The sequence below is a fragment of the Paenibacillus sp. P4_A9 genome (genome assembly GCF_056402415.1).
The window spans coordinates 33,277-55,314 of record NZ_JBFUHL010000005.1 but is presented as its reverse complement, the minus strand read 5'-3'; the positions used below and the strand labels follow the sequence as shown (position 1 = coordinate 55,314).

Below are 22,038 nucleotides of genomic sequence, written 5' to 3'. Positions count from 1 at the left end.
TACTTTGGTGATATACGGCGTGTGTGTGCTATTATATAGAAATAGTTGGTCGTAAAGAATACGCCGCTTTTCTAATTTCAGCCTAGGCTGATTTAGAGAAGCGGCTTTATTTATTTCAAGGAGGTATCCCAATGAAAATAGAATTTGAGCTTGCACATGATGGATTTATTGCTTACCACGCATCTACTCGAAAAGGTGACTCTCTTCGCAGGCTGCTGGAGGGCCACAGTCATGCTGAGAAATTATTTCTTTTGCAGGTTTGGTGGCCTGCCTTTAAACACTTCAATGATCTTCATCCCGAGTATGAAGTGAAAGACTTTCGGGATGGCACGCGATTCATTGACTTTGCTTTTATCAAACATACGCTCAAACTTGCCATCGAAATTGATGGATTCTCCACCCACGCTTCGCAAATTAGCCGCACCCAATTCTCCGATCAGCTGCTTCGGCAGAACCATCTCATCATCGATGGATGGAGAATACTGCGTTTCTCCTACGACGATATCAAAGATCGCCCGCGCATGTGCCAACAAGTCTTACAACAATTCATGGGCCGGTATTTTGGCATGACAAGCAGCTTAAACATTCCAATGAACTACATGGAAAAAGAAATCCTGCGGTATGCGCTCAACTTAGAGACATTTCTTACAATTCAAGATGTGTGCCAGGTATTGTCCGTTAAAGATCAGAAAGCACGACAACTGCTCAAGATCATGCTTGAAAAAAAGATCCTTGAAAGCGTTGGGAAAGGAACTCAGCGGATCAAATACTACCGTCCTACCGCTGAAGCGCTGCAACAGTTGATGGGCTAACTTGCGGAAGCTAGATTTCGAAAGCTAGACGGAGTTGCAGCCACTCTCCCGCTGTAAGCGTGTTTTTCAACGCTATAGCTCGCTAACCGGCGGGTTTCTCGCCGTTCTACCACTGTAAGCGTGTTTTTCAACGCCACAGCTCGCTAACCGGCGGGTTTCTCGCCGTTCTCCTGCTGTAAGCGTGTTTTTCAACGCTACAGCTCGCTAACCGGCGGGTTTCTCGCCGTTCTACCACTGTAAGCGTGTCTTTCAACGCCACAGCTCGCTAACCGGCGGGTTTCTCGCCGTTCTCCTGCTGTAAGCGTGTTTTTCAACGCTACAGCTCGCTAACCGGCGGGTTTCTCGCCGTTCTACCGCTGTAAGCGTATTTTTCAACGCTACAGCTCGCTAACCGGCGGGTTTCCCGCCGCTCTCCTGCTGTAAGCGTGTTTTTCAACGCTACAGCATCAAACCAAAAACCCGCAGGCACAATGCCCGCGGGTCCACTCTACACCTTAAATTTCTGCAACGAAATTTGCAATTCCTCCGCGAGTCCAGCTAAGGACTTCGCGGAATTCTCAATTTCCTCCGTAGTCGACAGTTGCTGCTGACTCGCAGCGGATGTCTCTTGGCTGACGGAAATCCCTGTCTCCGAAACGGAGCTCACAATGCGCATCACCTGCTCGATTCGTAAGTTCGCATCCACGAGTTGGTGAATGTTCCGATTCACATCTTCTACTTTCGCATTTACTTTCTCGACAGAAGTCTCGATATGTACGAACGATTCTTGCGCTTCCTCCGAAATCGTCAATCCCTCTTGCACTTTCCCTGCTCCCGTATGCATGGAGCTTACTGCTTGATTGATCTGACTTTGAATCATCAACACCAGATCCGTAATGTTACGCGCAGATGTGGACGACTGCTCCGCCAGTTTACGCACTTCCCCAGCTACAACCGCGAAGCCACGTCCGGATTCCCCAGCCCGTGCCGCTTCAATCGCTGCGTTCAAAGATAGCAGATTCGTTTGTGTCGAAATCTCATTAATGACATTGACGATTTCACCGATTTTGTGTGCATTTTGCCCCAAAGCTTCAATAACCACGTTAACGTCACGAACCGCTTCAGATATCTCAGACATTTGACCTGCAATAGATACCACGGATTGCTTACCGTTCTGAGCTGCTCGCGTCGCTTGATTCACGAGAGTGGCAACCACTTGCGCAGACTCATCAATTTGCTTCGTACTCGTCAGCATAAGACCAACAGCCTCATTCGCTTGTGTCACACCGGCAAATTGCTTATCGAAATCCTCCGACAGCTGCTGACTTGAAATAGCCACCTGCTTCGCTGCCAAAGAGCTTTGCTCCGAGCTCGCTAGCAGCTCTTCCGAACTTGCAGATAACGTCACTGCATTATCAGCAATCTGCATAACCAAACTGCGTAAGCTCTCCGTCATCACATTAAAGGAATGGGTTAACTTTCCAACCTCATCCTCATAAGGGTAGTCCCCTTTAACAGATAGATCACCGTCGGCTGCTTTTTCCATGTTTTCTTGAAGTCTGCGAATTGGCGTAGAAATAATCATGTTCAGGGCCAAAGCGCCCATAGTCATCACCACAATCGCGATGATAATTGTTAGAATAATGACCAAATGAGAAGTAGCTGAATCGGAACTACTCGATTTCTGGAATTGTTCGGCAGCGGATTCTTTGAGTCCAACGAGCTTATCCAACGCTTCTACCGTTTTATCACCATGTGGGGATACTTCATTGTTATAGATTTGATAAGCAACTTGATTATTTTGCGTCGCTTGATCGATCGTTTTTGTAACGACTTCACGATACTTCAAATTCAGCTCCTCGAAACTTTTGAAAGCTCCCTTCTCTTCCTCATTAAGGGGAATTCCTGCTATTCTCGTAACTAATTCTTTATTGGTAGCTGAGTTCTCATCCAACTTCGCTTTGAGCTTGGCCTTATATTTCACATCCGTGGAAAGCATCATTTCAAGCAAATTAGATTCAGTTTCATTGAAATTTGTTTTTATTTGATTAATCCATTTGACAGATAGCAGACTTTCCTCGTACATTCTAGTAGAATTACTAGACATCTTGTCCATAAAATAATAACCGGTAATACCTACAATTAAAAGGAATAAGATGGCTATTGCATTCATTAACATCAGCTTAAATCGAAGTTTAAGATTACGAAGGATGGACAGGTTGCCGTTCAGCTTTCCCGTACTATTCATGCTGCTCAATTTCGAATTGTATTTCAAAGTTAACCATTCTCCCCCCGAGTGTAAATCACAAAGTAGTCTTTTAAATGACATAAAACCTAACACCAGGAAAAATTATTTTACCTATGGTTTATTTTACAAAACAGTGCCCCTTATGTAAAGAAAATTCATCATAATAAACCTTATACAACAATCAATCCACTTTCAAAATACTTCCACTTCACAGAAAAGATAAGGGGTAAATATCCATGAAATCCATCGGAATCATCGTGAACCCGCTTTCAGGTAATGGCAGAGGAGCTAACATATGGACCCAAATCCAATCCTACCTCCAAGCAAATCACATCTCTTATCTAGCAAAATTGACTACAAAAGCTGGCGAAGCGACGCAACATGCCTTGACGCTGATTCAAGAGCATCATGTCCATAAGATTATCGTTATTGGCCGAGACGGTACCATTCATGAGGCAGCAGGTGGGATTTGGCAGTTTCAAAACAAGGAAACCTCCTGCCCCATCGCGGTTATCCCAGCAGGAACAGGCAATGATTTTGCCAAAGCCTATGGCATCCCTAATCATCCGCTTGAAGCTCTACAAATCGCCTTAAATGCCCCCAGTACGGTGCAAATTGATCTCTTACATGCCATACACAATCAAGTGGCTGTGAATAGCATAGGCGCAGGCTTTGATGGGATGGTTGCCAAACTGACAAACGAAGCCAGCTACAAAAAGCTCCTAAACCGTCTAGGACTAGGTAAACTATCCTATTTCATATCTATACTTCGCGTATTCGCAACCTATCAACCTTCCACAGCATGGTTAGAAGTAGACGGCAGCGTACATGAACTGCCTAACATGTGGCTAGCAGCCGTTGCGAATATCCCTTTTTACGGAGGTTCGATTCAAATTTGCCCGACAGCAAGCCCAACCGACGGTATCGCAGATGTTGTTGTTATTAAAAGTAAAAGCCGCTTCCGTCTTCTGCCTGTTCTTTTCACTGTATACCAAGGTAAGCACACTCAGCATCCTGCTGTATCTTTCTATAAAGGAAAATACATTTCCATTCGGACAGAAAAGCCCTTGCTTGTCCAAGCAGACGGGGAATTCGCAGGCTCCACCCCTTTGCAAATCGAACTCATTCCTGCCGTCATTTCCGTAATCAGACCAACACCCACAGCTTAAGCTGTGGGTGTTCCACCATCTGGATGCCCATCATTGTTTTTCAATGCCCATTGCTTCAGCGTCACGTAGTCAATCTTTCCACTACCGAGCAGCGGCAGCTTCTCGATATACCGAAGCTCAGAAGGCATATAAATCGCTGGCTGCCCCCCAAGTCGCATCGACTCGCGAAGCGTTTCAAGCGGATTCATCTTACTCGTATGAAACACAATGATCCGCTCTCCCTTTCGTCGATCAGGCACATGTACCGCAGCGCAGACCGCAGGTGCCACCAAGCTCCGTGATACGAGCTCCTCCACCATGAGAAGGGATATTTTTTCCCCGCCGATTTTAGCAAAAGACTGCAAACGTGCTTGAATGAACAGGTATCCTTGATCGTCCAAGGTAACAATGTCCCCGGTGCTATACCACTCTGGAACAGGTACGAAGCCCTTGCTATGAATTAAGTACCCTTTCATAACATTCGGACCCCTGACAAGCAAATGACCACCTGTCGCAATCCCTTCTACTTCTTCAACAACGGCATCTATCCCTGGCAGCAGCTTGCCAACTGAGCCTTTTTTCGCATTCATCGGTGTGTTCAGAGAAATAACAGGCGTCGTCTCCGTCGTACCATAGCCCTCCAAAATTCGAAGACCGAATTTATCCTGCCAAACCTGTCGAACCTCATCTTTCAGCTTTTCAGCACCCGCTACAACATACCGCAACGAATGGGCAAAATCATAGGGATGTGCTGTTCTGGCATACGCTCCTAGAAAGGTTGACGTACCGAACAGAATAGTAATATTCCGATCATACACAAGCTCTGGAATGACTTTATAATGCAAGGGATTGGGATATAAAACCAACTTAACCCCCGCAAGTATCGGGAGCATCGTACCCGCTGTCAAACCGAATGAGTGAAACATGGGCATACTGCCAAGCACGCTATCTGAACTATTAAAAGCAATAACAAGCCTCGCCTGCTGTATATTCGCACATATATTACGATGTGTCAGAACGACACCCTTCGGTTTACTCTCACTGCCTGATGTGAATAGAACAACTTCATTCTGACCAGGACCCACGGGCCCTTTCTTCTGCAGTAAAAAGTGAAACAAGCCAGCAAGCTTCTCTTGTAAGCTCAGCGCTTCCTTAACGTCTTCGAGATAAATAATGTTGAAGGAACCGCTTGCACCTTGGATAAAATCCGAAAGACCCGCCTTCTCGATAAATGCCTTGGACGTCAACACACTCTTCACTTCGGCTGTTTCACACGCCTCTAGCATAGCCTGCCTGCCGGCTGAGTAATTCAAGATCGCTGGCGTAATCCCTAATCGGTATAGCGAAAATAACGTCACCACATGCCCCGCGGCATTGGGTAGCAGTACGGCTACCCGCTTCTGCTCTACTAGAAGCTTCCGCAACCGAATCGCCAGTGTATAGCTAGTTAATAGCAGCTTCCGATACGTCAAAGCAGAATTACTCAGGACATCTTCACAAATGACCGTGGATGGACCGTGCCTTTGAGCCGCCATCAGCAGCTCATTGAATAAATTATGCTCAGGCTCGAGTCGGCTGTCCAATAGATGTCGCAGGAGCTTATTGCGGATAAACTCCGTCGCCTGCTCCTTTTGAACTTTCTTCGTGAACCGCTTATCCCCTGCCGGGACTTGAAACGCATCGCCAAAAGCGATCTCTACCTTCGGGAACCATCGTTGTTTTATTTTTCCACGTAGATACGACAGCTTCGAATGCTCCAAACCTTGGATGGCGATCGGCACAATTCGAGCCTGAGCCCGGAGTGCAATGTACCCGATGCCGCCGTATATTTTCATCATGCCACCTGTCGTTGTGATACGTCCTTCTGGGAAAATAACGAGAGGTATCCCTGCATGTATCGTTTTCAACATTGTGCGAACAGCATAAGGATTTGTCGGATCTACCGCGATATGAGCTCTGAAAAGGAGTGCCCACGCAAAACGCTTCGCAATGTTCGTATTCACAACAAATGCCGCGTCCTTAGGCAAAATCAAGGCGAGCAGCACCGCATCCAACAACGATACGTGATTCGGGATGATCACTGTTTTACCCGTTAGAACGAGATTCTCCATGCCCGTCACTTTCACCTTGAAGGCGACCCGCACTAACAAACGCAAGCACGAAAGCAGAGGCCTTACTAGCGTAACGAACATCCATTTGAACATGGGAATTCCCCCTATTGGTATCTCTATCGAGTCTGTCAATAGTTCATTGTATGCACGAAAAAGAAATAAGACCTCGGCATGTGTATGCTTCGGTCCATTTATTCTTACCTATGTTTCCAAATACGCCCTCAGCCTGCCCGGGTAATCCGTTATAATACCCGTGACACCTGCTTCAATCATCCTTTTGTAATCGGAAACCTCATTAACCGTGAAAGGGTAAACAGCTATCCCCGCTGCCGTTGCCAAAACTATGTCGTCTAAGCCAATAAATTGATTATGTGGATGTAGAGAGAAGACTTCAACCTCTAGCAACTTCGCATATGCTGTATGGTCAATAAAATTTGCCGAATACAGCAAACCCACCTTCAATTCAGGTTCTGCTCTTTTTAACCGCTGAATAAATTTATGGTCAAAAGATGAAACAACGACGTCCTCATACCGCTTGGCCTCACGCAAAAACGCCAGCAGCTCCTTCTCCATTCGTCCCTCATAGGCATGCTTCACTTCCACATTGATGAGCGTGCCACGCGGCACTAAATCGAATACTTCGCTAAGAAGCGATATACGTTCCCCTTTGAATTTCTGCGAAAACCAAGATCCCGCATCTAGTTTCTGAATGTCTTTCCAATTATGATCACAAATGAGTCCTGAACCATTCGTCGTTCGATCTAACGTTCCGTCATGGCATACGACGATTTCGCCATCCTTCGTGATATGTACATCCAGTTCAATGGCCTGTGCTCCTTGTTCTAAGGCCAATGCAAAGGAGGCCAGTGTATTCTCTGGCGCTTCCCCTGCCGCGCCGCGGTGGCCGATAATGATCGGTTTCGGTGTATTCATGTTCAACGCTCCCAACGTTTTAGCGTGCATGACTTGCTCTCCAAATTATATACGCAGCCGATTCTTGGCGTCAATTAGCTTCACCGATGTCTCCGCCCATGAAATTAAAAGAGTCCCGTAGAGCGGCTTTACAGCCAGCTCTCGGGACTTTTATCTAAAGGTAATAGAAACCGGAATTAATTCAACAAACTATTTACCAAGCTGATGAATCGGGTGTCCAAGCGCACCTTCAGCGGCATCCATGATCATTTCTGTCAATGTTGGATGTGCGTGAATTGTGAGTGCGATATCTTCCAGATTAGCGCCCATCTCAACCGCTAGAGCAAGCTCACCGATCAAGTTAGAAGCTTCTGGACCTACGATTTGACCACCAAGCAACTGGCCTGTTTCTTTGTCGCCAACAAGCTTCACGAAGCCTTGAGCCGCATTCAAAGAGTTAGCACGTCCGTTAGCCGCGTAAGGGAATTTACCAATGGTAACATTGATTCCTTGCGCTTTTGCTTCCGTTTCGCTTAGACCTACACCTGCAATCTCCGGATCGGAGAAAACAACGGCAGGCATTGCTTTGTAATCTACGATGCTTGCGTGACCAGCAATCGCTTCAGCCGCCACTTTCGCTTCGTAAGAAGCTTTGTGCGCCAAGGAAAGACCAGGAACAACATCACCAATTGCGAAAATGTGAGGAATGCTTGTTCTACCTTGGTTATCGACTTCGATTAGGCCGCGATCTGTCATTTTCAAGTTAATCAGGTCTAGACCAAGCTCGCCATCTGTATTCGGACGACGACCTACAGTTACAAGAACGTAATCTGCAGTAACTTGTTTTTCTTCGCCTTTCACTGTGAACGTAACAGTTACATCGTTGTCTGTTTTTGTGCAGGATTGCGCTAACGCTTCGGTATGAACCTCAACGCCAACTTTCTCTAAGTTCTTAGCAACCAGCTTCGTCAATTCTTTCTCGAAGCCTGGAAGCACGTGATCAGAGCCTTCCAACACAGTTACTTTCGTACCGAATTTTGCGTATGTTTGACCAAGCTCGATACCGATATAGCCGCCGCCGATGACGATCATGCTTTTCGGAATTTCAGGCAAGTTCAACGCTTCTGTCGAAGAAATGATTCTTCCGCCGTAAGGGAAAGCTTTCAACTCGATCGGACGGGAACCCGTTGCGATAATACAGTTTTTGAAGCGGTAACGCGGTGCTTCTGCATCATTGAACACACGTGCTTCGTGCTCGTTGATGAACATCGCTTCACCTTGGAAGGTTTGGATCTTGTTGCCTTTGAGCAAGCCGCTTACGCCGCCTGTTTGTTTGGCAACAATGCTGTTTTTCCAAGCTTGTACTTTTGCAAAGTCCACTTTCACGTTCTCAACGGAAATACCTATGCTATCCGCATGCTGAGCATGTTCATATGTGTGTGCTGCGGAAATCAAAGCTTTGGATGGGATACAGCCGCGGTTCAAACACACGCCGCCCCAAGCTTCTTTATCGACAATAAGAACGCTTTGGCCTAGTTGAGCAGCCCGAATGGCGGCAACGTAACCGCCAGGGCCTGCACCGATGACCAACAAATCTATATCTAAAGAAGCATCTCCTACAACCATGTTGTTACACCTCCAAGACGAGAAGCTCTGGATCAGCCAGAAGCTGTTTGATGTAGTTCAAGAAGCTTTGTGCTGTCGCTCCATCGACGATACGGTGATCGAAGCTCAAGGAAAGCGCCATTACGTGTGCGGCAACGATTTGTCCGTTTTTCACAACAGGCTTCTCCGTGATACGGCCTGCACCTAGGATCGCAACTTCTGGGAAGTTGATTACCGGTGTGAAGAACATACCGCCAACGGAACCGATGTTTGTGATGGAGATCGTGCTGCCTTTCAACTCATTCGCCGCCAATTTGCCATCGCGTCCGCGAAGCGCCAAATCTTTGATCGAAGAAGCGATCGACCATACGTTTTTACGGTCAGCGTCATGGATAACTGGAACGAGCAAGCCGTTCTCTGTATCTGTTGCGATCCCGATGTTGTAGTACTTTTTGTAGACGATTTCTTGCTTCTCTTCGTCGATCATGGCGTTCATGACCGGGAATTGACGGCAAGCTGCTACCAATGCTTTCACGATGAAAGGAAGGTACGTCAATTTCACGCCTTTTTTCTCTGCGAGCGGCTTCGTACGCTCGCGAAGAGCGACAAGTGCCGACACGTCGATCTCATCCATCAATGTCACGTGCGGAGCCGTGTACACGGATTTAACCATCGCGTTCGCGATGATTTTACGGATGCCTTTGAACGGAATCCGTTCTTCGACGCGATCGCCAACGACAACCTGCTGTGCTGCGGCTGCAGGTGCGTCATCAGTGCCAGCTGCTGCTGGAGCAGCTGCCTCTACTGCTGCTGGAGCAGCTGCGCTAGCTCCTGTAAAGCCTAGCACGTCCTCGCGTGTTACGCGGCCGTGCTTCCCTGTAGGCGTCACCTCTGCGAGTGTGATGCCTTTCTCTCTTGCCAGCTTGCGTACGCTAGGCGTCGCAAGCACTTCGCGGCCTGCGCCACCCGTTGGCGCGGACACTGCTGGAGCTGCGGCCACAGGCGCAGCTACCGCTACTGCTGCTGGCGCTGCAGCAGGTGGTGTTGCTACAGCCACGGCTGGTGCAGCGTGGCTGGATCCGTGATGCATGGAAGCAGCAGGCATCTCGCCTGTGACTTCAATCGTCATCACGAGCTCACCGATCGTGCACACTTGTCCGTCTTTGACAGCAACGCTGACGATCTTGCCTTCTACAGGACAAGGAACTTCAACGACTGCTTTATCGTTCTGTACTTCCATAAGAATCGTTTCGTCAGTAACGGTGTCCCCCGCTTTAACTAACATTTTCACGATCTCGCCTTCATGTATGCCTTCACCAAGCTCTGGGAACTTGTATTCAAACAATGCCACGTGTACGACCTCCTGTTACCTTCGACTGGGTGAATTAAAATTCAAGAACTTTCTTAATACCAGCAATAACACTAGCTGGACTTGGTAACCAAGCGTCTTCGATTTGTGCGAACGGATAAACGGTATCTGGCGGAGCAATACGCAGAACCGGCGCTTCCAAGTGAAGAATCGCTTTTTCGTTAATTTGAGCAATAACCTCTGCAGCTACACCAGATGTTTTTTGCGCTTCTTGAACGATAATCGCGCGATTTGTTTTTTTAATGGAAGTTACAATTGTATCGATATCCAAAGGAAGAAGTGTACGAAGGTCGATAACTTCGACTTTCACGCCTTCTGTTTTTTCAATTTCTTCAGCAGCCTTCATGGATGTGTGAACCATGGCGCCGTAAGTAATGATCGTAACGTCTGAACCTTCTTTAACCACATTCGCTTTACCCAGTTCAACGGTGTATTCACCTTCTGGTACTTCGCCGCGGAATGCACGGTATAAGTTCAAATGCTCCATGAAGAAAACAGGGTCATTATCGCGAATAGCTGCAATTAGAAGCCCTTTTGCATCGTAAGGGTTGGAAGGAACAACGACTTTAATACCTGGTGTTTGAACAAGTAGACCTTCTAGTGCATCGGTATGAAGCTCAGCCGCTTTAACACCACCACCGAATGGTGTACGGAATACGATTGGAGAGTTGTAACGACCGCCAGAACGGTAACGCATACGAGCCGCTTGCACGCAAATTTGGTCAAGTGCTTCGTAAATGAAACCTACGAATTGGATCTCAGCGATTGGGCGGAAGCCTTGTACGCCTAAACCAACCGCAAGTCCGCCGATTGCGGACTCAGCAAGAGGCGTATCGAATACGCGCTCTTCGCCGAATTCTTTTTGCAAACCTTCTGTCGCACGGAACACGCCACCAACATTACCAACGTCTTCACCGAACAAAATAACATTAGGATCTCTTTCTAATTCTACGCGCATCGCGTCTTTTATCGCTTGAATCATTGTCATTTGTGCCATGACTACTCTGTGCCTCCTAAATGTTTTCGTAAGAAAACTCGCTCCGTAAGCATAATCTTAGTTAAAACTTGTTTCGAACGCTTACTCCTATTTAAACAATTCTTTTTGTTCTTCCAAATGGGAAGGTGTCACTTCGAACATGGAGTCGATCAAACCAGCGACTGTCATTTTCTCTGTTTCTTCCGCTTTTTTGATGTGCTCAGCAACAGTAGCTTTCGCTTCTTCCTTCACTGCAGCTTCTTCTTCTTCGCTCCAAAGACCTTTTTTCGTCAAGAACAAACGCATACGTGTAAGCGGATCTCTTGGTTCCCAATTGGACTCTTCATCTTTCGTACGGTATTTCGTTGTATCATCCGCCAAGGAATGCGGACGGAAACGGTATGTCAAAGCCTCGATCAACGTAGCGCCTTCGCCTCTGCGTCCTCTTTCAGCAGCTTCCGTAACTGCTTGAACAACAGCAAGTACGTCCATGCCGTCTACTTGCACGCCTTTGATACCTGCAGCAACGGATTTATGTGCAACAGAAAGTGCTGCTGTTTGTTTCGAATAAGGTGTAGTAATCGCGTAACCATTGTTTTGTACAAAGTAAATGACAGGCAGCTTAAATGCCCCTGCAAAGTTCATACCTTCATAGAAATCGCCTTCAGAGCTTCCACCATCACCAGTGTACGTAATCGCTACACGCGGTTGGTTACGTTTTTTGAAAGCCATCGCCACGCCTGTTGCGTGAAGAATTTGTGCGCCGATAATAATTTGCGGCATAAGTACATGCACATCTTGCGGAATTTGTCCGCCATGTTGATGACCGCGGGAATACAAGAATGCTTGATATAGCGGAAGACCGTGCCATACCAATTGCGGCATATCGCGGTAACCTGGGCAGATGAAATCATCTTTATTTAGGGCAAATTCGCTGCCAATCATGGATGCTTCTTGACCAGAAACTGGTGCGTAGAAACCAAGACGACCTTGACGACCTAAATTAACTGCTCTTTCATCCCATACGCGTGTAAATACCATTCTTCTCATTAATTCTTTTAATTGTTCATCGCTAAGCTTAGGCATTTTATCGGGATTAACGACAGTGCCGTCTGGAGCAAGAACCTGCAATGGCTCAACCTTTTCTGTGGTCACTTCATAATTTGCTTGGCTGACAAGTGGCTTACTCATACCATTTCACCTCTTATATGATTTTGGTGCCTACTATCTGGACTTCTGTTATAGTATTATTATAATCCTGTTTTGGTGAATTGTACACCAGCAACCACGGGGTATCTCACCTTTTTTACTGTCAGTGAATAGTACAGTTTAACAAATTATATAATACAGTTTAGAAGGAAACAATAACTGCTATAATACACCTATCCCTACGATGAAGGAGATCCACGATGTCAGATGACTCCCGTTTGTACAAGCGTACTATTGTGAAAGATGAAATAACCTCGAGCCTGCTAGGAGAAAATCGTCCCCTGCGGATCTATCTCCCCCCTGGCTATAACGAGTTGCTCTCCTATCCGGTTATTTACTGTCAGGATGGTGAACAGTTCTTTAATTTCGGCCGAATTGCTACAACCCTTACACGGTTAATCCTAGATGAGGATCTGGAACCTGCCATTGTTGTAGGTGTCGACGTGAATACTGCCAATCGGACGTCTGAATACGCGCCTGAAGGGGAGCGTCATGATGCCTACTGTCAATTCTTCGCAGATGAGCTTCTCCCTTATGTAGAAAGTCGTTATCCAGTCCGCACGGAGCGAACAGAACGCATCCTTGCAGGCGATTCGCTTGGTGGCACAGTTTCCTTGCATCTCGCCTTAGATTATCCTAGCCTTTTTTGCCGAGTTATATCCTTGTCAGGCGCATTTTTCGACATTACTCGCGAAAGAATCAAGCAAGAGGACGACTTATCTTGGCTAGAGATTTACATGTTGATAGGAACAGATGAAACAGATGTTACAACCGAACGCGGTACCTTCGATTTCGTCCGTGAGAACAGACTGACACACACTTTTTTACAAGACAAAAATGCCACGCTTCACTATATAGAGAAACCTGGCAAGCATATATGGGGCTTCTGGCAAGTTGAACTGCCAGCCGCGCTTCATTATTTTTTAGGGTGAGATCGCATAGCGTTCCTTCATCAAAGCGATCATGTCATGTACCTGGGATTCAGTGGGATATCCGGCGATTTCTTCAGCCTGGCTAAACTGAATCCCTGAGCTGCCCATCACCTGTCGCAACTGTTCCACAAACTGTTCCGCTGATATCGGCAGGTGTAAGCACTCCGCTAAGCTCGACATACTCTCCTGCACGACAATGGGATAATCCTGCTTGGTTGCTGAAACTGCTGCCCTCTCGTAAAAACTATGAGCTAATGCAGCTTTCTCCTCGCCGCGGCCTTCTACGATTAGGAAAGCTTGTACTGAAATAGCAAGTTGCTGTCTGCGCTGTGCAATCCCGCAAAATTTACGTCCACCAATGCTCAGATCAAATTCTCCTGGGCAAAATGAGCCCATGATTTCCCCTTGATCGATGCGATCCGTTAAAGAAGCCATTCCATGTCTAATCAAGTCCACCATAAGTTCGAAATCTTTACGATGCTCCATATCTCCGGCTTCTTTCGGGAGGAGCAAGGAAATATTAACGACTCCTACGTCTAAAGGTACAGCCGCGCCGCCAGAGTTACGTACAGCAGTATCGTAACCTTGACTTCGCAGCCATTCATCTGCTTGCGCTGCGCTTGGGAGCCTGCTATCTCTTAGCCCCATGACGAACGCACGCGGGTGCCGCCAAATATGTAGAATGGGCGGAGTTCCATGCCCAATAGCACGGCATAATAGTTCCTCTAAGGCAAATGCATATAAAATCGGTTTAGGTTCTGTGTCATTTGAACGATCTAGAATTCGTAGAGATGAAGGCAGTTGGGTCGCCATAATGTTAGGTCTCCTGAGTTTAGTATGTGTGGGCAGCATGGGCAGCCAAATAGGCTTAACTTCCATCATACCTTTTATTTACTGTTTGACAACCCTTGGCTCGCCAAAATGTCCATGATCCCTTTAAATAAAGGAATAGCTTTATTACTTTCAGCTGGATCCGTATTTTTGATGACAACAGATACCGCATACTGAGGAGCATCCACAGGGCCATAGCCAATGAACCATTGATTCACTTTCTCTTGGTTCCCATTTTGAATTTGTGCTGTTCCCGACTTACCTGCTAGCTTCCACCTGGCACTTTGCAGACTTTGACCTGTACCTTCTGTGACTACCTCCCTCATCCAACTAAGGAGTGTCCGACTCGTTGCAGCCGATATTTTGCCATCATCTGAAGCTAAAGCTTTAACAGGAAATGACTCCATCTCTCGTCCCGTTTGATAGCGTATCTCTTGCACAACTCGAGGTGTGAAGCCCTTACCTCCATTTAACAAAGTCACGACCATATTGGACGCCTGTAATGGGGTCATCCTGACATCCCTTTGTCCAATTGCCGTTTGCATCAGAACACCCTCATCATTCTCAGGCGTATGCGCAGCAAATAATTGCCCTGTCTCCTCGGAATCAAATTGTTCAAAAACATCCCTCATGTCGGTTTTCCCTGTCCAACCAACTTCATTCAAGACACCTAGTTTATTCGCATATTTTTCTAATTGAGCCGCTGTCAGACGCTGCATGACGTTCGCAAATACAATATTACACGATTGCGCATAACCCTCCTCTAAGGTTAAGGGTCCGTGCCCGTCTTTCCTCCAGCAAGTAAAGCCATACTTGCCAAGCGCGCCTTCACAATTAAAGGTTTCCGTAGGAGTAACGACCTTTTCATCCAATGCAGCAGCCGCTACAATGGTTTTGAAAATCGAGCCAGGTGCTGTCGCTTTAAGTGCATAATTACTCCAATTATTACTGGCCAGATCCACTTGTAAGGGATCATAATTCGGCCGACTTGCCATGGCAATCACATCCCCATGTGCGGCTTCTTGCACAACTGCCGCTCCTTCGCGAATACCTAGCTTATCCATTAAGGCTTCTATTTGCTGTTGTACGCGGCCATCCAAGGTCGTGATTAACTTTACAGGGTAGAAAGAGTTATCCGGAGCAATCATCCGAGCATCCAAACCAGCTAGGGGTCTTTTCCCTGCATCTGTAAAGTATGAAATCGAGGTTTCACCTACACCCCGAAGCCAAGTGTCGAACGACTTCTCCAATCCAGCTCCTCCAATTTTGGACGTAAGCGCAACTCTTCCTTTTTCCAAATCCGAGCTGTATATTTGCATCACACGATCTGGATTTTGCCCAATAAAGCCAACCAACTGCCGTGCCGTCATACCTGTTGGATAGCGGTCCTCCATTTCTACAACCTTTACATTCGGTAAGTTTAGTCCATCAATCCCTTTCACTTGTGCATCACTTAGAAAAAGTGCCTTCCCACCATTTTGCGTCCCCCATACTTGAGGTTCTTTTAAATTACGAGTAAATGAAACCCAGCTTTCTTTATTCGTCTGCAAAATACGTGCTAGTTGATTCACTTCCTGCTGATTCATCGCGAATTCATTGTTGATCGGGAAGGCAACTAACGCTTTCACGATTTTACCMGTCAATGGCTGGAGATTCCGATCTACAATCTCGCCTCTCCCGCTTTCTAATACAAGCGCGCGTTGTCGTTGTATCACGGAATTTTTCACCAGATTAATCCCTCGAGATGAATAACTTTCCGCGGCAGCGATTTGAATCCAGAATAACTTGCCTAAAATACTTACAAATAATAGCAGAATCAGAAAGAGCATCAGAAACATACGTCTTTTTTCATTCGCTGATAATTGATTATTTCTCATTGTACGAACCCCTTTGACATCCAGCATGACCGTATCTGTTTCCAGTATCGGCATTCAGGCATCACGTCAAACTGATTCAGCTAGGCAAAATGAGAAAACTTCTATCGAGGCCATTCAACGATGAGCGACCGCGTTTAGATGTAAGTTTTATCGCCAAATAGAAAGACGTTATCGGAAACCGAAAACTCATACTTTCTAATGTGGTGAGAAAAAATCCACCCTCCAAATGGAGAGTGGATGTGGGTCTTTGGCATTATACTTCGAATTTGGATAATGTATCCGTAAGTGATTTGGACAGTAAATCCAGCTTGTCCGACAATTTCACCAAACCATCACTAATGCTCAGCTGTTCGGAGCTAAGGGAAGCAACTTCCTCGGAAGTAGCCAGTGATTCCTCAGCAACTGCACTTACATTCGTCATTGCATCAGACAGAACCACTTGTGATTGTTCTAGCGTAGAAATGGAATCGCTAACGGTGCTCAACTGAACAATAAAGCCACCCATATGATTCGTTACTTGTTTGAAAATCGTATCGGCCTCTTTTACAGCCATAATTTGCTCTTGGAAAATTGGGGTTGCGGTCGAAAGCACCTTAACCGTTTCATCGATTTCTCGTTGAATCGTTTCTGTAATTTGACCTACCACGTCAATGGATTGTTTCGATTGATCAGCTAGCTTACGAATCTCATCCGCTACGACCATGAAGCCTTTGCCGGCTGCACCTGCACGTGCTGCTTCAATCGTCGCATTCAAGGAGAGGATGTTCGTTTGCTTCGTCATGTTATTCAATACATCTAGAATTTTACGAATGGAACGTGTACTTTCTTTCAAACGATCTACTTTATCAACCATAGAACGAATCATTTCTTCCGTCAGGTTCGTTTTGGAAATGAGCTCTGACATATATTTCGTTCCAAGTTCACTTGAGGTTTGTACATCGGCTGCCGCAGTTCCCATCTCAAGATTGGCTACAATTACTTGCTTCATTTGAAGGCCGATATGGTGCGTTAGCTCGTTGCCCTTCTCAGACTCTGTCGCCAAACCGCCTGCTCCATTGGAAATCTCGTCAGTCGCAACGGCAATTTCTCTTGCCGCTGTAGCTGTCACTTTGGAGGAATTGGTCAATTCTTGCGCAGTTTCAAAAACCGCCTGAGCAGATGTACTCGTTTGCTGTACAAGTGTCGTAATCTGCTGCATCATCACGTCGAAGCTTGCTCCCAGCTGCCCAATTTCATCCTGAGACTTATAATTGGCACGAACGGTTAGCTTACCTTTGGCGCCTTGCTGCATTAGGTTGCGTAGATTAATGAGCGGACTTCCAATCATTCTAGCTACGATAATACCGATGATGACCGCTGCGATCGCCGCAAACAATGCGATAAGGAGCGTGTAATTAAAAATCTTCTTCGCGTCTTTAACAAGTGAACTTACTGGAATATCACCAACCAAGTTCCAACCTGATACGGCTGACTTATAGAAAGCAACCAAGTGATCATCTTTGGTGATAAATGAACCATGTTCTTCTTCAAGTTGTTCCTTCGTGAGTTGGACGGATGCATCCTTCCCAATCAAATTCATATCTTTTAGCGCAATATTCTTATTCCCCGCAGTTGTAATAATGACATTACTGTCATCCCCTAGTGACATTCCGCTTAATTCTTTGGTCAAAATGTCTGTACTAAGCTCTAGAACTAGAACGGCTGTTGATGAGTTCGTCAACGTATTACGCATCAGACGGCTGATCGCAAACGTATTCGCGGAGCTGCTAGAGTAACCTTTGGCTTGACTATCCAGCCATGTCACCTTGCCACCGTTTTCAACGGTACGTTTAAACCACTCTGTTTCATTCGTTTTTTCAGATAATGAACTACCACCAGAACCTGTAATAACAATAAGTTTACCATCCGGACGATACAGATGAAGCGTTTTAATCGACTTGTTCGAGAAGGTTACTACGTTTAATTTCTCAGTTAATTGACGTGTATTATCAAGTGCTTCATAGGAAGATGGCTCTAATTTAGGAACCTTATCCAGCAGCTCTTGCAGCTCTTTATTAAGCATAATTTGCAGGGATACATCATCAAAGGTTTGATAAAGGAAATCTAATTTCTGACCTGCTTGTGTAACTGTTTGTAAACTGGATTCGGATACCTTGTTTTTAATAACACTTTTGGAGACTGAATACGAGATCATACCTACCGTAAGAACGAAAAACAAAATACTAATAAAAAACATCAGAAATAACTTCATACCAACTGATTTCACTGGACTTCCGAGCTTCATGTTGTTCGGACCTTTGAATGCATATGTACCATTTGGTGAAGCTGACCCACCTGCTGTGTCAACATTTCGATCCCTTCGGACTTGACCAGTTGCTTGAACTACTTTGTTTAAAGTGGAGCGGATACCTTGAAGTTTTTTTGTCATTTCGTTCACCACCATTAGTTTCTAATTAACCTTTTCTTACCTACGGATTTAATGAAAAGGTTTACATTCTTTGTTAAAGATGAATTTCGACATTCATTTCCAATATCCTCTATAATACGATCTAAAAGAATAAAAAAAATGAAGCTTTCTCCAATATAACCTACACTGGAGAAAGCTTCCATGGTACTATTTGCCTGTTTTTTTTCGCATCATATCCCACTTTTTTACAGGATGCTCTGTTTTTAGCTGAACCAGTTGTAACGGATGTCTTGCTGCGGTCAATTCTTGACCTGCTTCATCTTGAATTACGTCAACTGTTTGCTTAAAATGCGTACCCTCTGGGCCAAAAAATTCAATCTCTTGGCCTGGCTTGAAATGATTTCTTTGCTGAATAAGGGCAACACCTGTTTCTGCGTTATACCCCATGACCAAGCCTACAAAATCGAAACCAATGACCTTATCCTCTGGTTCGAAAATATGATCCTCATGGCCAGGTGCCTCATAAAAGAATCCATCATTCAAGGGTCGATTCGCTGCTTTATGAATTTCATCCTGCCACACAGGATTGAGTACGAAATGCGCTGGGTCCTCGAAATAAGCGTCAATCGCTTGACGATAGGCATTCACGACCGTTGCCACATAATGAATACTCTTCATTCTTCCTTCGATCTTGAAGCTATCTACACCCGATTCAATCATATCCGCAATGTGATCAATCATACTTAAATCCTTCGACCCCATGGTAAAAGCATCGTCATCCTCTGCAAACATAGGGAAATCCGTCGCCAAAGGAGCATCAAGCGGCTGATCCTTTGTGAATAGATCATATTTCCATCGACACGATTGTGAGCAGCCGCCGCGGTTCGAATCGCGATCCGTAAAGTGATTGGATAAGACACATCGACCCGAATACGAGCTGCACATAGCGCCATGAATAAAAGCTTCAATTTCGACATCCACATGCGCCTTGATTTCATCGATTTCCTGCATGCTAACCTCGCGTGCCAATACGACACGCTCAATTCCTTGATCTTTCCAGAACTGAACGGTTTGCCAATTCATCACCGATTGCTGCGTACTTACGTGAACTTCAAGCTCAGGGGCAACACGTCTGCAAGTCTCCATAATAATGGGATCAGCAGCAATGATAGCCGATATACCCACCTCCTGCAGCCCTCGCAAGTACTCATCCAAGCCTTCGATATCCTCATTATGAGCGTAGATATTCGTTGCCACAAATACTTTGGCGCCATATTGCTTCGCAAATTCGACCCCTTCACGCATTTCTTCTTTGGAGAAATTGTCAGCGTTGGAACGCAATCCATATTTCTGACCACCGATATATACAGCATCTGCGCCATAATGGATCGCAAATTTCAGCTTCTCTAAATTTCCTGCTGGAGCTAACAGCTCTGGCTTATCAAGTCTTACTCGCTTACCCCTGGCTCGTGCTTCTACGGCTGTAGTCATCTGGGAGAGCACCTTCTTTCTTGAATCAATATACCTGTTCTTTATAGAAAAATCCGAAACTCAGCTCACGCTCAGGATCCTGCAGCGCCACAATCGCATCTAACCATTCCTGCTGGAACTCGTAGCCCTCAGGATTAGCAATATAAGCGTCAATCGCCGCGCGATAGCTTTTAACAACTGTTTCGTTATATTCAGGGGATTTGAGCAACCCTTCAATTTTCAAGCTGTCGATATGCCCATCGATCAACTCTGGTAAATTTTCCAGCATACAGAAGTCTTCGGAGCTCATAATGTGTGTACCATTGCGATCCTCGTAGACGGGATAGCGTTGATCGCGGCGCTCGTGTTCGATAAGGAATAGTCCCCGTTCTTTCGACCGGTCCTCTTCCACCTTATTCCCCTGATGTGCCATGTAGTTTTTGACTAGCTCGCGCTTGGAATGATAAATATTCGTAATCCCATGCACTTGTACTTCTACAGCAATCTCTGAATTCGCTTTAAAATCAATCACTTGCTCCATGTTCAGCTCTCTCGCTAGTACAACACGGACTGCGCCTTGCTTCCCCCAATAATTCGCTGTTGCATAATTCGTCGAGGTCATTTCAGCATTCCAGTGCAGCGGCAACGACTCGGGTAACTGACGAACTGTCATGACGACAGCTGGATCTCCAAAAATGATAGCGTCTACGCCATAAGACTTTAAGGCAGCTAAGTACTCCTTCAAACCTTCAAGTGTTTGATTATCCAAAATATTGTTGACCGCTACGTATACTTTCGCATTACGTCCATGGGCCCAAGCGACTGCTTCTCCGATCTCGTTCAGCTTCACTTCGCCAGGCAATCGAAGCCCGTAGCGATCTTCCCCTATAATAACTGCATCCGCACCCGCAAGAATCATTTGTTTCAACTCAGCAATCGAACCGCAGCTGATGACTAATTCTGGTTTATTCACGTCATGCTTACCTACCTTCTGTCAGCTTAATTCGTGGCCTTTTTACTATTTGCAATATTCTTCTTGTGCTCTTCAAATGTTTCTGCAAACAAATGACCCATGGTTCCATCCTTTTTGGTGACATAGAACACATATTTTGTTTCTTCCGGATAGATCGCCGCCTTAATCGAGGCTAGACTTGGGCTTGCAATCGGACCAGGTGGCAATCCTGTATTCAAATACGTATTATACGGACTTTGGATCTGAAGATCCTTTTCCAATAAACGATCCTTCGACTTATCAAATAAATACTGTACCGTCGCATCGATCTGAAGAGGCATGTTCATTTTCAAACGGTTCACAATGACACCTGAAACGAGTGCACGTTCACTATCGATAACAACCTCTCGTTCGATCAACGAAGCAATGGTCAGCATTTCGTGAATGCTGAGATTACGTGCTTTCAACTTGTCCTTCCAATCCGTCGGAAGTGTCGTGAGTTTTTTGTCTAGTTGAACTAACGAACGCTCAACAAAATCCTTCTCCGTAGAACCTTTCTTAAATTCATACGTTTCAGGGAATATATACCCCTCTAGTCGATGCCTTACATTTTTACTGTCTGGAATCGAAGCGGTTGTCTCATTTTTAAAGCCCGCAGGGTCATCAACCAGCCCCAGAAACGTCTCTTTCTTCCAAGTGCTCTGTTCACTCATTTTGGCAGCGATTTGGTCGATGGTGTAACCTTCAGGAATCGTGATACGAATCATTTCTTCCTTCACAACATCTCCCTTGTTGAGCTTATCAATCAGTTCTACAAACGTCATGCCCGGCTTCATCGCATACTCGCCGGCTTGAAATTTGGAGCCTTGCTTTTTGTATTTTAAATAATAAGTGAAAATGGAAGAATTCTTAATGAGTCCCTTTTCTTTCAATTCATCTGCAATCTGTATCGAGCTGGATCCTTGCGGAATGGATACGCGGACCTCCTGATCTGAAACCTCAACCGGCAGAAGCGCATTAGCGATAAACAAACCTATACCACATGCCGTACCTAGAACAAGCAGCACAACGATACTTATAATAAGCAATACCCATTTCAGCACACTTCGCTTAGGCTTCTGTGATTCTTCGTGTTCATTATCCATATTCACAACGCTTCTATTCCCCCTAAGAATGTCAATCGTTAAGCCTTTGGCTGTA

16 protein-coding genes are annotated in these 22,038 nt (G+C 45.7%); 3 read left to right on the top strand and 13 right to left on the bottom strand.

Features of this window, described 5'->3' with window-relative positions; genetic code table 11:
• Window positions 1-131 precede the first annotated feature (131 nt).
• Window positions 132-812: an endonuclease domain-containing protein gene (locus AC1DVJ_RS06730; RefSeq protein ID WP_477589348.1), complete on the top strand. Its 681-nt coding sequence runs from the start codon at window positions 132-134 to the stop codon at window positions 810-812.
• Window positions 813-1,299: 487 nt separating this feature from the next.
• Here the strand turns inward: AC1DVJ_RS06730 and AC1DVJ_RS06725 are convergent, their stop codons facing one another.
• Window positions 1,300-3,066: a methyl-accepting chemotaxis protein gene (locus AC1DVJ_RS06725; protein ID WP_477589347.1), complete on the bottom strand. Its 1,767-nt coding sequence runs from the start codon at window positions 3,064-3,066 to the stop codon at window positions 1,300-1,302.
• 209 nt (window positions 3,067-3,275) lie between these two features.
• Between AC1DVJ_RS06725 and AC1DVJ_RS06720 the strand changes: the two genes are divergently transcribed.
• Window positions 3,276-4,208, top strand: coding sequence for a diacylglycerol/lipid kinase family protein (locus AC1DVJ_RS06720; RefSeq protein WP_477589345.1), 933 nt, complete (start codon window positions 3,276-3,278; stop codon window positions 4,206-4,208).
• On the opposite strand, the gene AC1DVJ_RS06715 is transcribed toward AC1DVJ_RS06720, so the two are convergent.
• From AC1DVJ_RS06715 to pdhA, 6 genes are all read right to left on the bottom strand, one after another.
• A complete protein-coding gene (locus tag AC1DVJ_RS06715; protein ID WP_477589343.1) occupies window positions 4,205-6,391 on the bottom strand; it encodes an AMP-binding protein in 2,187 nt (728 codons plus the stop codon). The genes AC1DVJ_RS06720 and AC1DVJ_RS06715 overlap by 4 nt on opposite strands.
• 108 nt (window positions 6,392-6,499) lie before the next feature.
• Window positions 6,500-7,231 (bottom strand): glycerophosphodiester phosphodiesterase, encoded by a 732-nt coding sequence (locus AC1DVJ_RS06710; protein WP_477589342.1) that lies wholly within the window; start codon window positions 7,229-7,231, stop codon window positions 6,500-6,502.
• Window positions 7,232-7,420: 189 nt separating this feature from the next.
• A complete protein-coding gene (gene lpdA / locus AC1DVJ_RS06705; protein WP_171632058.1) occupies window positions 7,421-8,836 on the bottom strand; it encodes a dihydrolipoyl dehydrogenase in 1,416 nt (471 codons plus the stop codon).
• 4 nt (window positions 8,837-8,840) lie between these two features.
• A complete protein-coding gene (locus AC1DVJ_RS06700) occupies window positions 8,841-10,166 on the bottom strand; it encodes a dihydrolipoamide acetyltransferase family protein (RefSeq protein ID WP_477589340.1) in 1,326 nt (441 codons plus the stop codon).
• 34 nt (window positions 10,167-10,200) lie between these two features.
• On the bottom strand, window positions 10,201-11,181 hold the full coding sequence (locus AC1DVJ_RS06695; RefSeq protein ID WP_477589338.1) for an alpha-ketoacid dehydrogenase subunit beta: 981 nt from the start codon (window positions 11,179-11,181) through the stop codon (window positions 10,201-10,203).
• Window positions 11,182-11,268: 87 nt separating this feature from the next.
• Entirely contained in the window at window positions 11,269-12,351 is a 1,083-nt protein-coding gene (gene pdhA / locus AC1DVJ_RS06690; RefSeq protein ID WP_477589336.1) for a pyruvate dehydrogenase (acetyl-transferring) E1 component subunit alpha, read from the bottom strand.
• 218 nt (window positions 12,352-12,569) lie between these two features.
• Between pdhA and AC1DVJ_RS06685 the strand changes: the two genes are divergently transcribed.
• A complete protein-coding gene (locus AC1DVJ_RS06685) occupies window positions 12,570-13,301 on the top strand; it encodes an alpha/beta hydrolase (RefSeq protein ID WP_477589334.1) in 732 nt (243 codons plus the stop codon).
• On the opposite strand, the gene AC1DVJ_RS06680 is transcribed toward AC1DVJ_RS06685, so the two are convergent.
• The 6 genes from AC1DVJ_RS06680 to mltG all read right to left on the bottom strand — a co-directional run bounded on the left by AC1DVJ_RS06680 (window position 13,293) and on the right by mltG (window position 21,983).
• Window positions 13,293-14,114 (bottom strand): lipoate--protein ligase family protein, encoded by an 822-nt coding sequence (locus AC1DVJ_RS06680; protein ID WP_477589332.1) that lies wholly within the window; start codon window positions 14,112-14,114, stop codon window positions 13,293-13,295. The genes AC1DVJ_RS06685 and AC1DVJ_RS06680 overlap by 9 nt on opposite strands.
• Before the next feature lie 74 nt (window positions 14,115-14,188).
• Complete coding sequence (locus AC1DVJ_RS06675) at window positions 14,189-16,063, bottom strand: peptidoglycan D,D-transpeptidase FtsI family protein (protein ID WP_477589330.1); 1,875 nt, start codon at window positions 16,061-16,063, stop codon at window positions 14,189-14,191.
• 199 nt (window positions 16,064-16,262) lie between these two features.
• Window positions 16,263-18,437 (bottom strand): methyl-accepting chemotaxis protein, encoded by a 2,175-nt coding sequence (locus AC1DVJ_RS06670; protein WP_477589328.1) that lies wholly within the window; start codon window positions 18,435-18,437, stop codon window positions 16,263-16,265.
• Between the two features lie 186 nt (window positions 18,438-18,623).
• A complete protein-coding gene (locus AC1DVJ_RS06665; RefSeq protein WP_477589326.1) occupies window positions 18,624-19,907 on the bottom strand; it encodes a peptidase U32 family protein in 1,284 nt (427 codons plus the stop codon).
• A gap of 25 nt (window positions 19,908-19,932) precedes the next feature.
• Window positions 19,933-20,859, bottom strand: a complete 927-nt coding sequence (locus AC1DVJ_RS06660; protein WP_477589324.1) for a peptidase U32 family protein — start codon at window positions 20,857-20,859, stop codon at window positions 19,933-19,935.
• 26 nt (window positions 20,860-20,885) lie between these two features.
• Entirely contained in the window at window positions 20,886-21,983 is a 1,098-nt protein-coding gene (gene mltG / locus AC1DVJ_RS06655; protein WP_477589490.1) for an endolytic transglycosylase MltG, read from the bottom strand.
• Between the last annotated feature and the right edge of the window lie 55 nt (window positions 21,984-22,038).

Coding starts and splice junctions, on each gene's coding strand:
- AC1DVJ_RS06730 (WP_477589348.1), top strand. CDS start 132: ATGAAAATAGAATTTGAGCTTGCACATGATGGATTTATTGCTTACCAC.
- AC1DVJ_RS06720 (WP_477589345.1), top strand. CDS start 3,276: ATGAAATCCATCGGAATCATCGTGAACCCGCTTTCAGGTAATGGCAGA.
- AC1DVJ_RS06715 (WP_477589343.1), bottom strand. CDS start 6,391: ATGTTCAAATGGATGTTCGTTACGCTAGTAAGGCCTCTGCTTTCGTGC.
- AC1DVJ_RS06710 (WP_477589342.1), bottom strand. CDS start 7,231: ATGAATACACCGAAACCGATCATTATCGGCCACCGCGGCGCGGCAGGG.
- lpdA (WP_171632058.1), bottom strand. CDS start 8,836: ATGGTTGTAGGAGATGCTTCTTTAGATATAGATTTGTTGGTCATCGGT.
- AC1DVJ_RS06695 (WP_477589338.1), bottom strand. CDS start 11,181: ATGGCACAAATGACAATGATTCAAGCGATAAAAGACGCGATGCGCGTA.
- pdhA (WP_477589336.1), bottom strand. CDS start 12,351: ATGAGTAAGCCACTTGTCAGCCAAGCAAATTATGAAGTGACCACAGAA.
- AC1DVJ_RS06685 (WP_477589334.1), top strand. CDS start 12,570: ATGTCAGATGACTCCCGTTTGTACAAGCGTACTATTGTGAAAGATGAA.
- AC1DVJ_RS06680 (WP_477589332.1), bottom strand. CDS start 14,114: ATGGCGACCCAACTGCCTTCATCTCTACGAATTCTAGATCGTTCAAAT.
- AC1DVJ_RS06670 (WP_477589328.1), bottom strand. CDS start 18,437: ATGACAAAAAAACTTCAAGGTATCCGCTCCACTTTAAACAAAGTAGTT.
- AC1DVJ_RS06665 (WP_477589326.1), bottom strand. CDS start 19,907: ATGACTACAGCCGTAGAAGCACGAGCCAGGGGTAAGCGAGTAAGACTT.
- mltG (WP_477589490.1), bottom strand. CDS start 21,983: ATGGATAATGAACACGAAGAATCACAGAAGCCTAAGCGAAGTGTGCTG.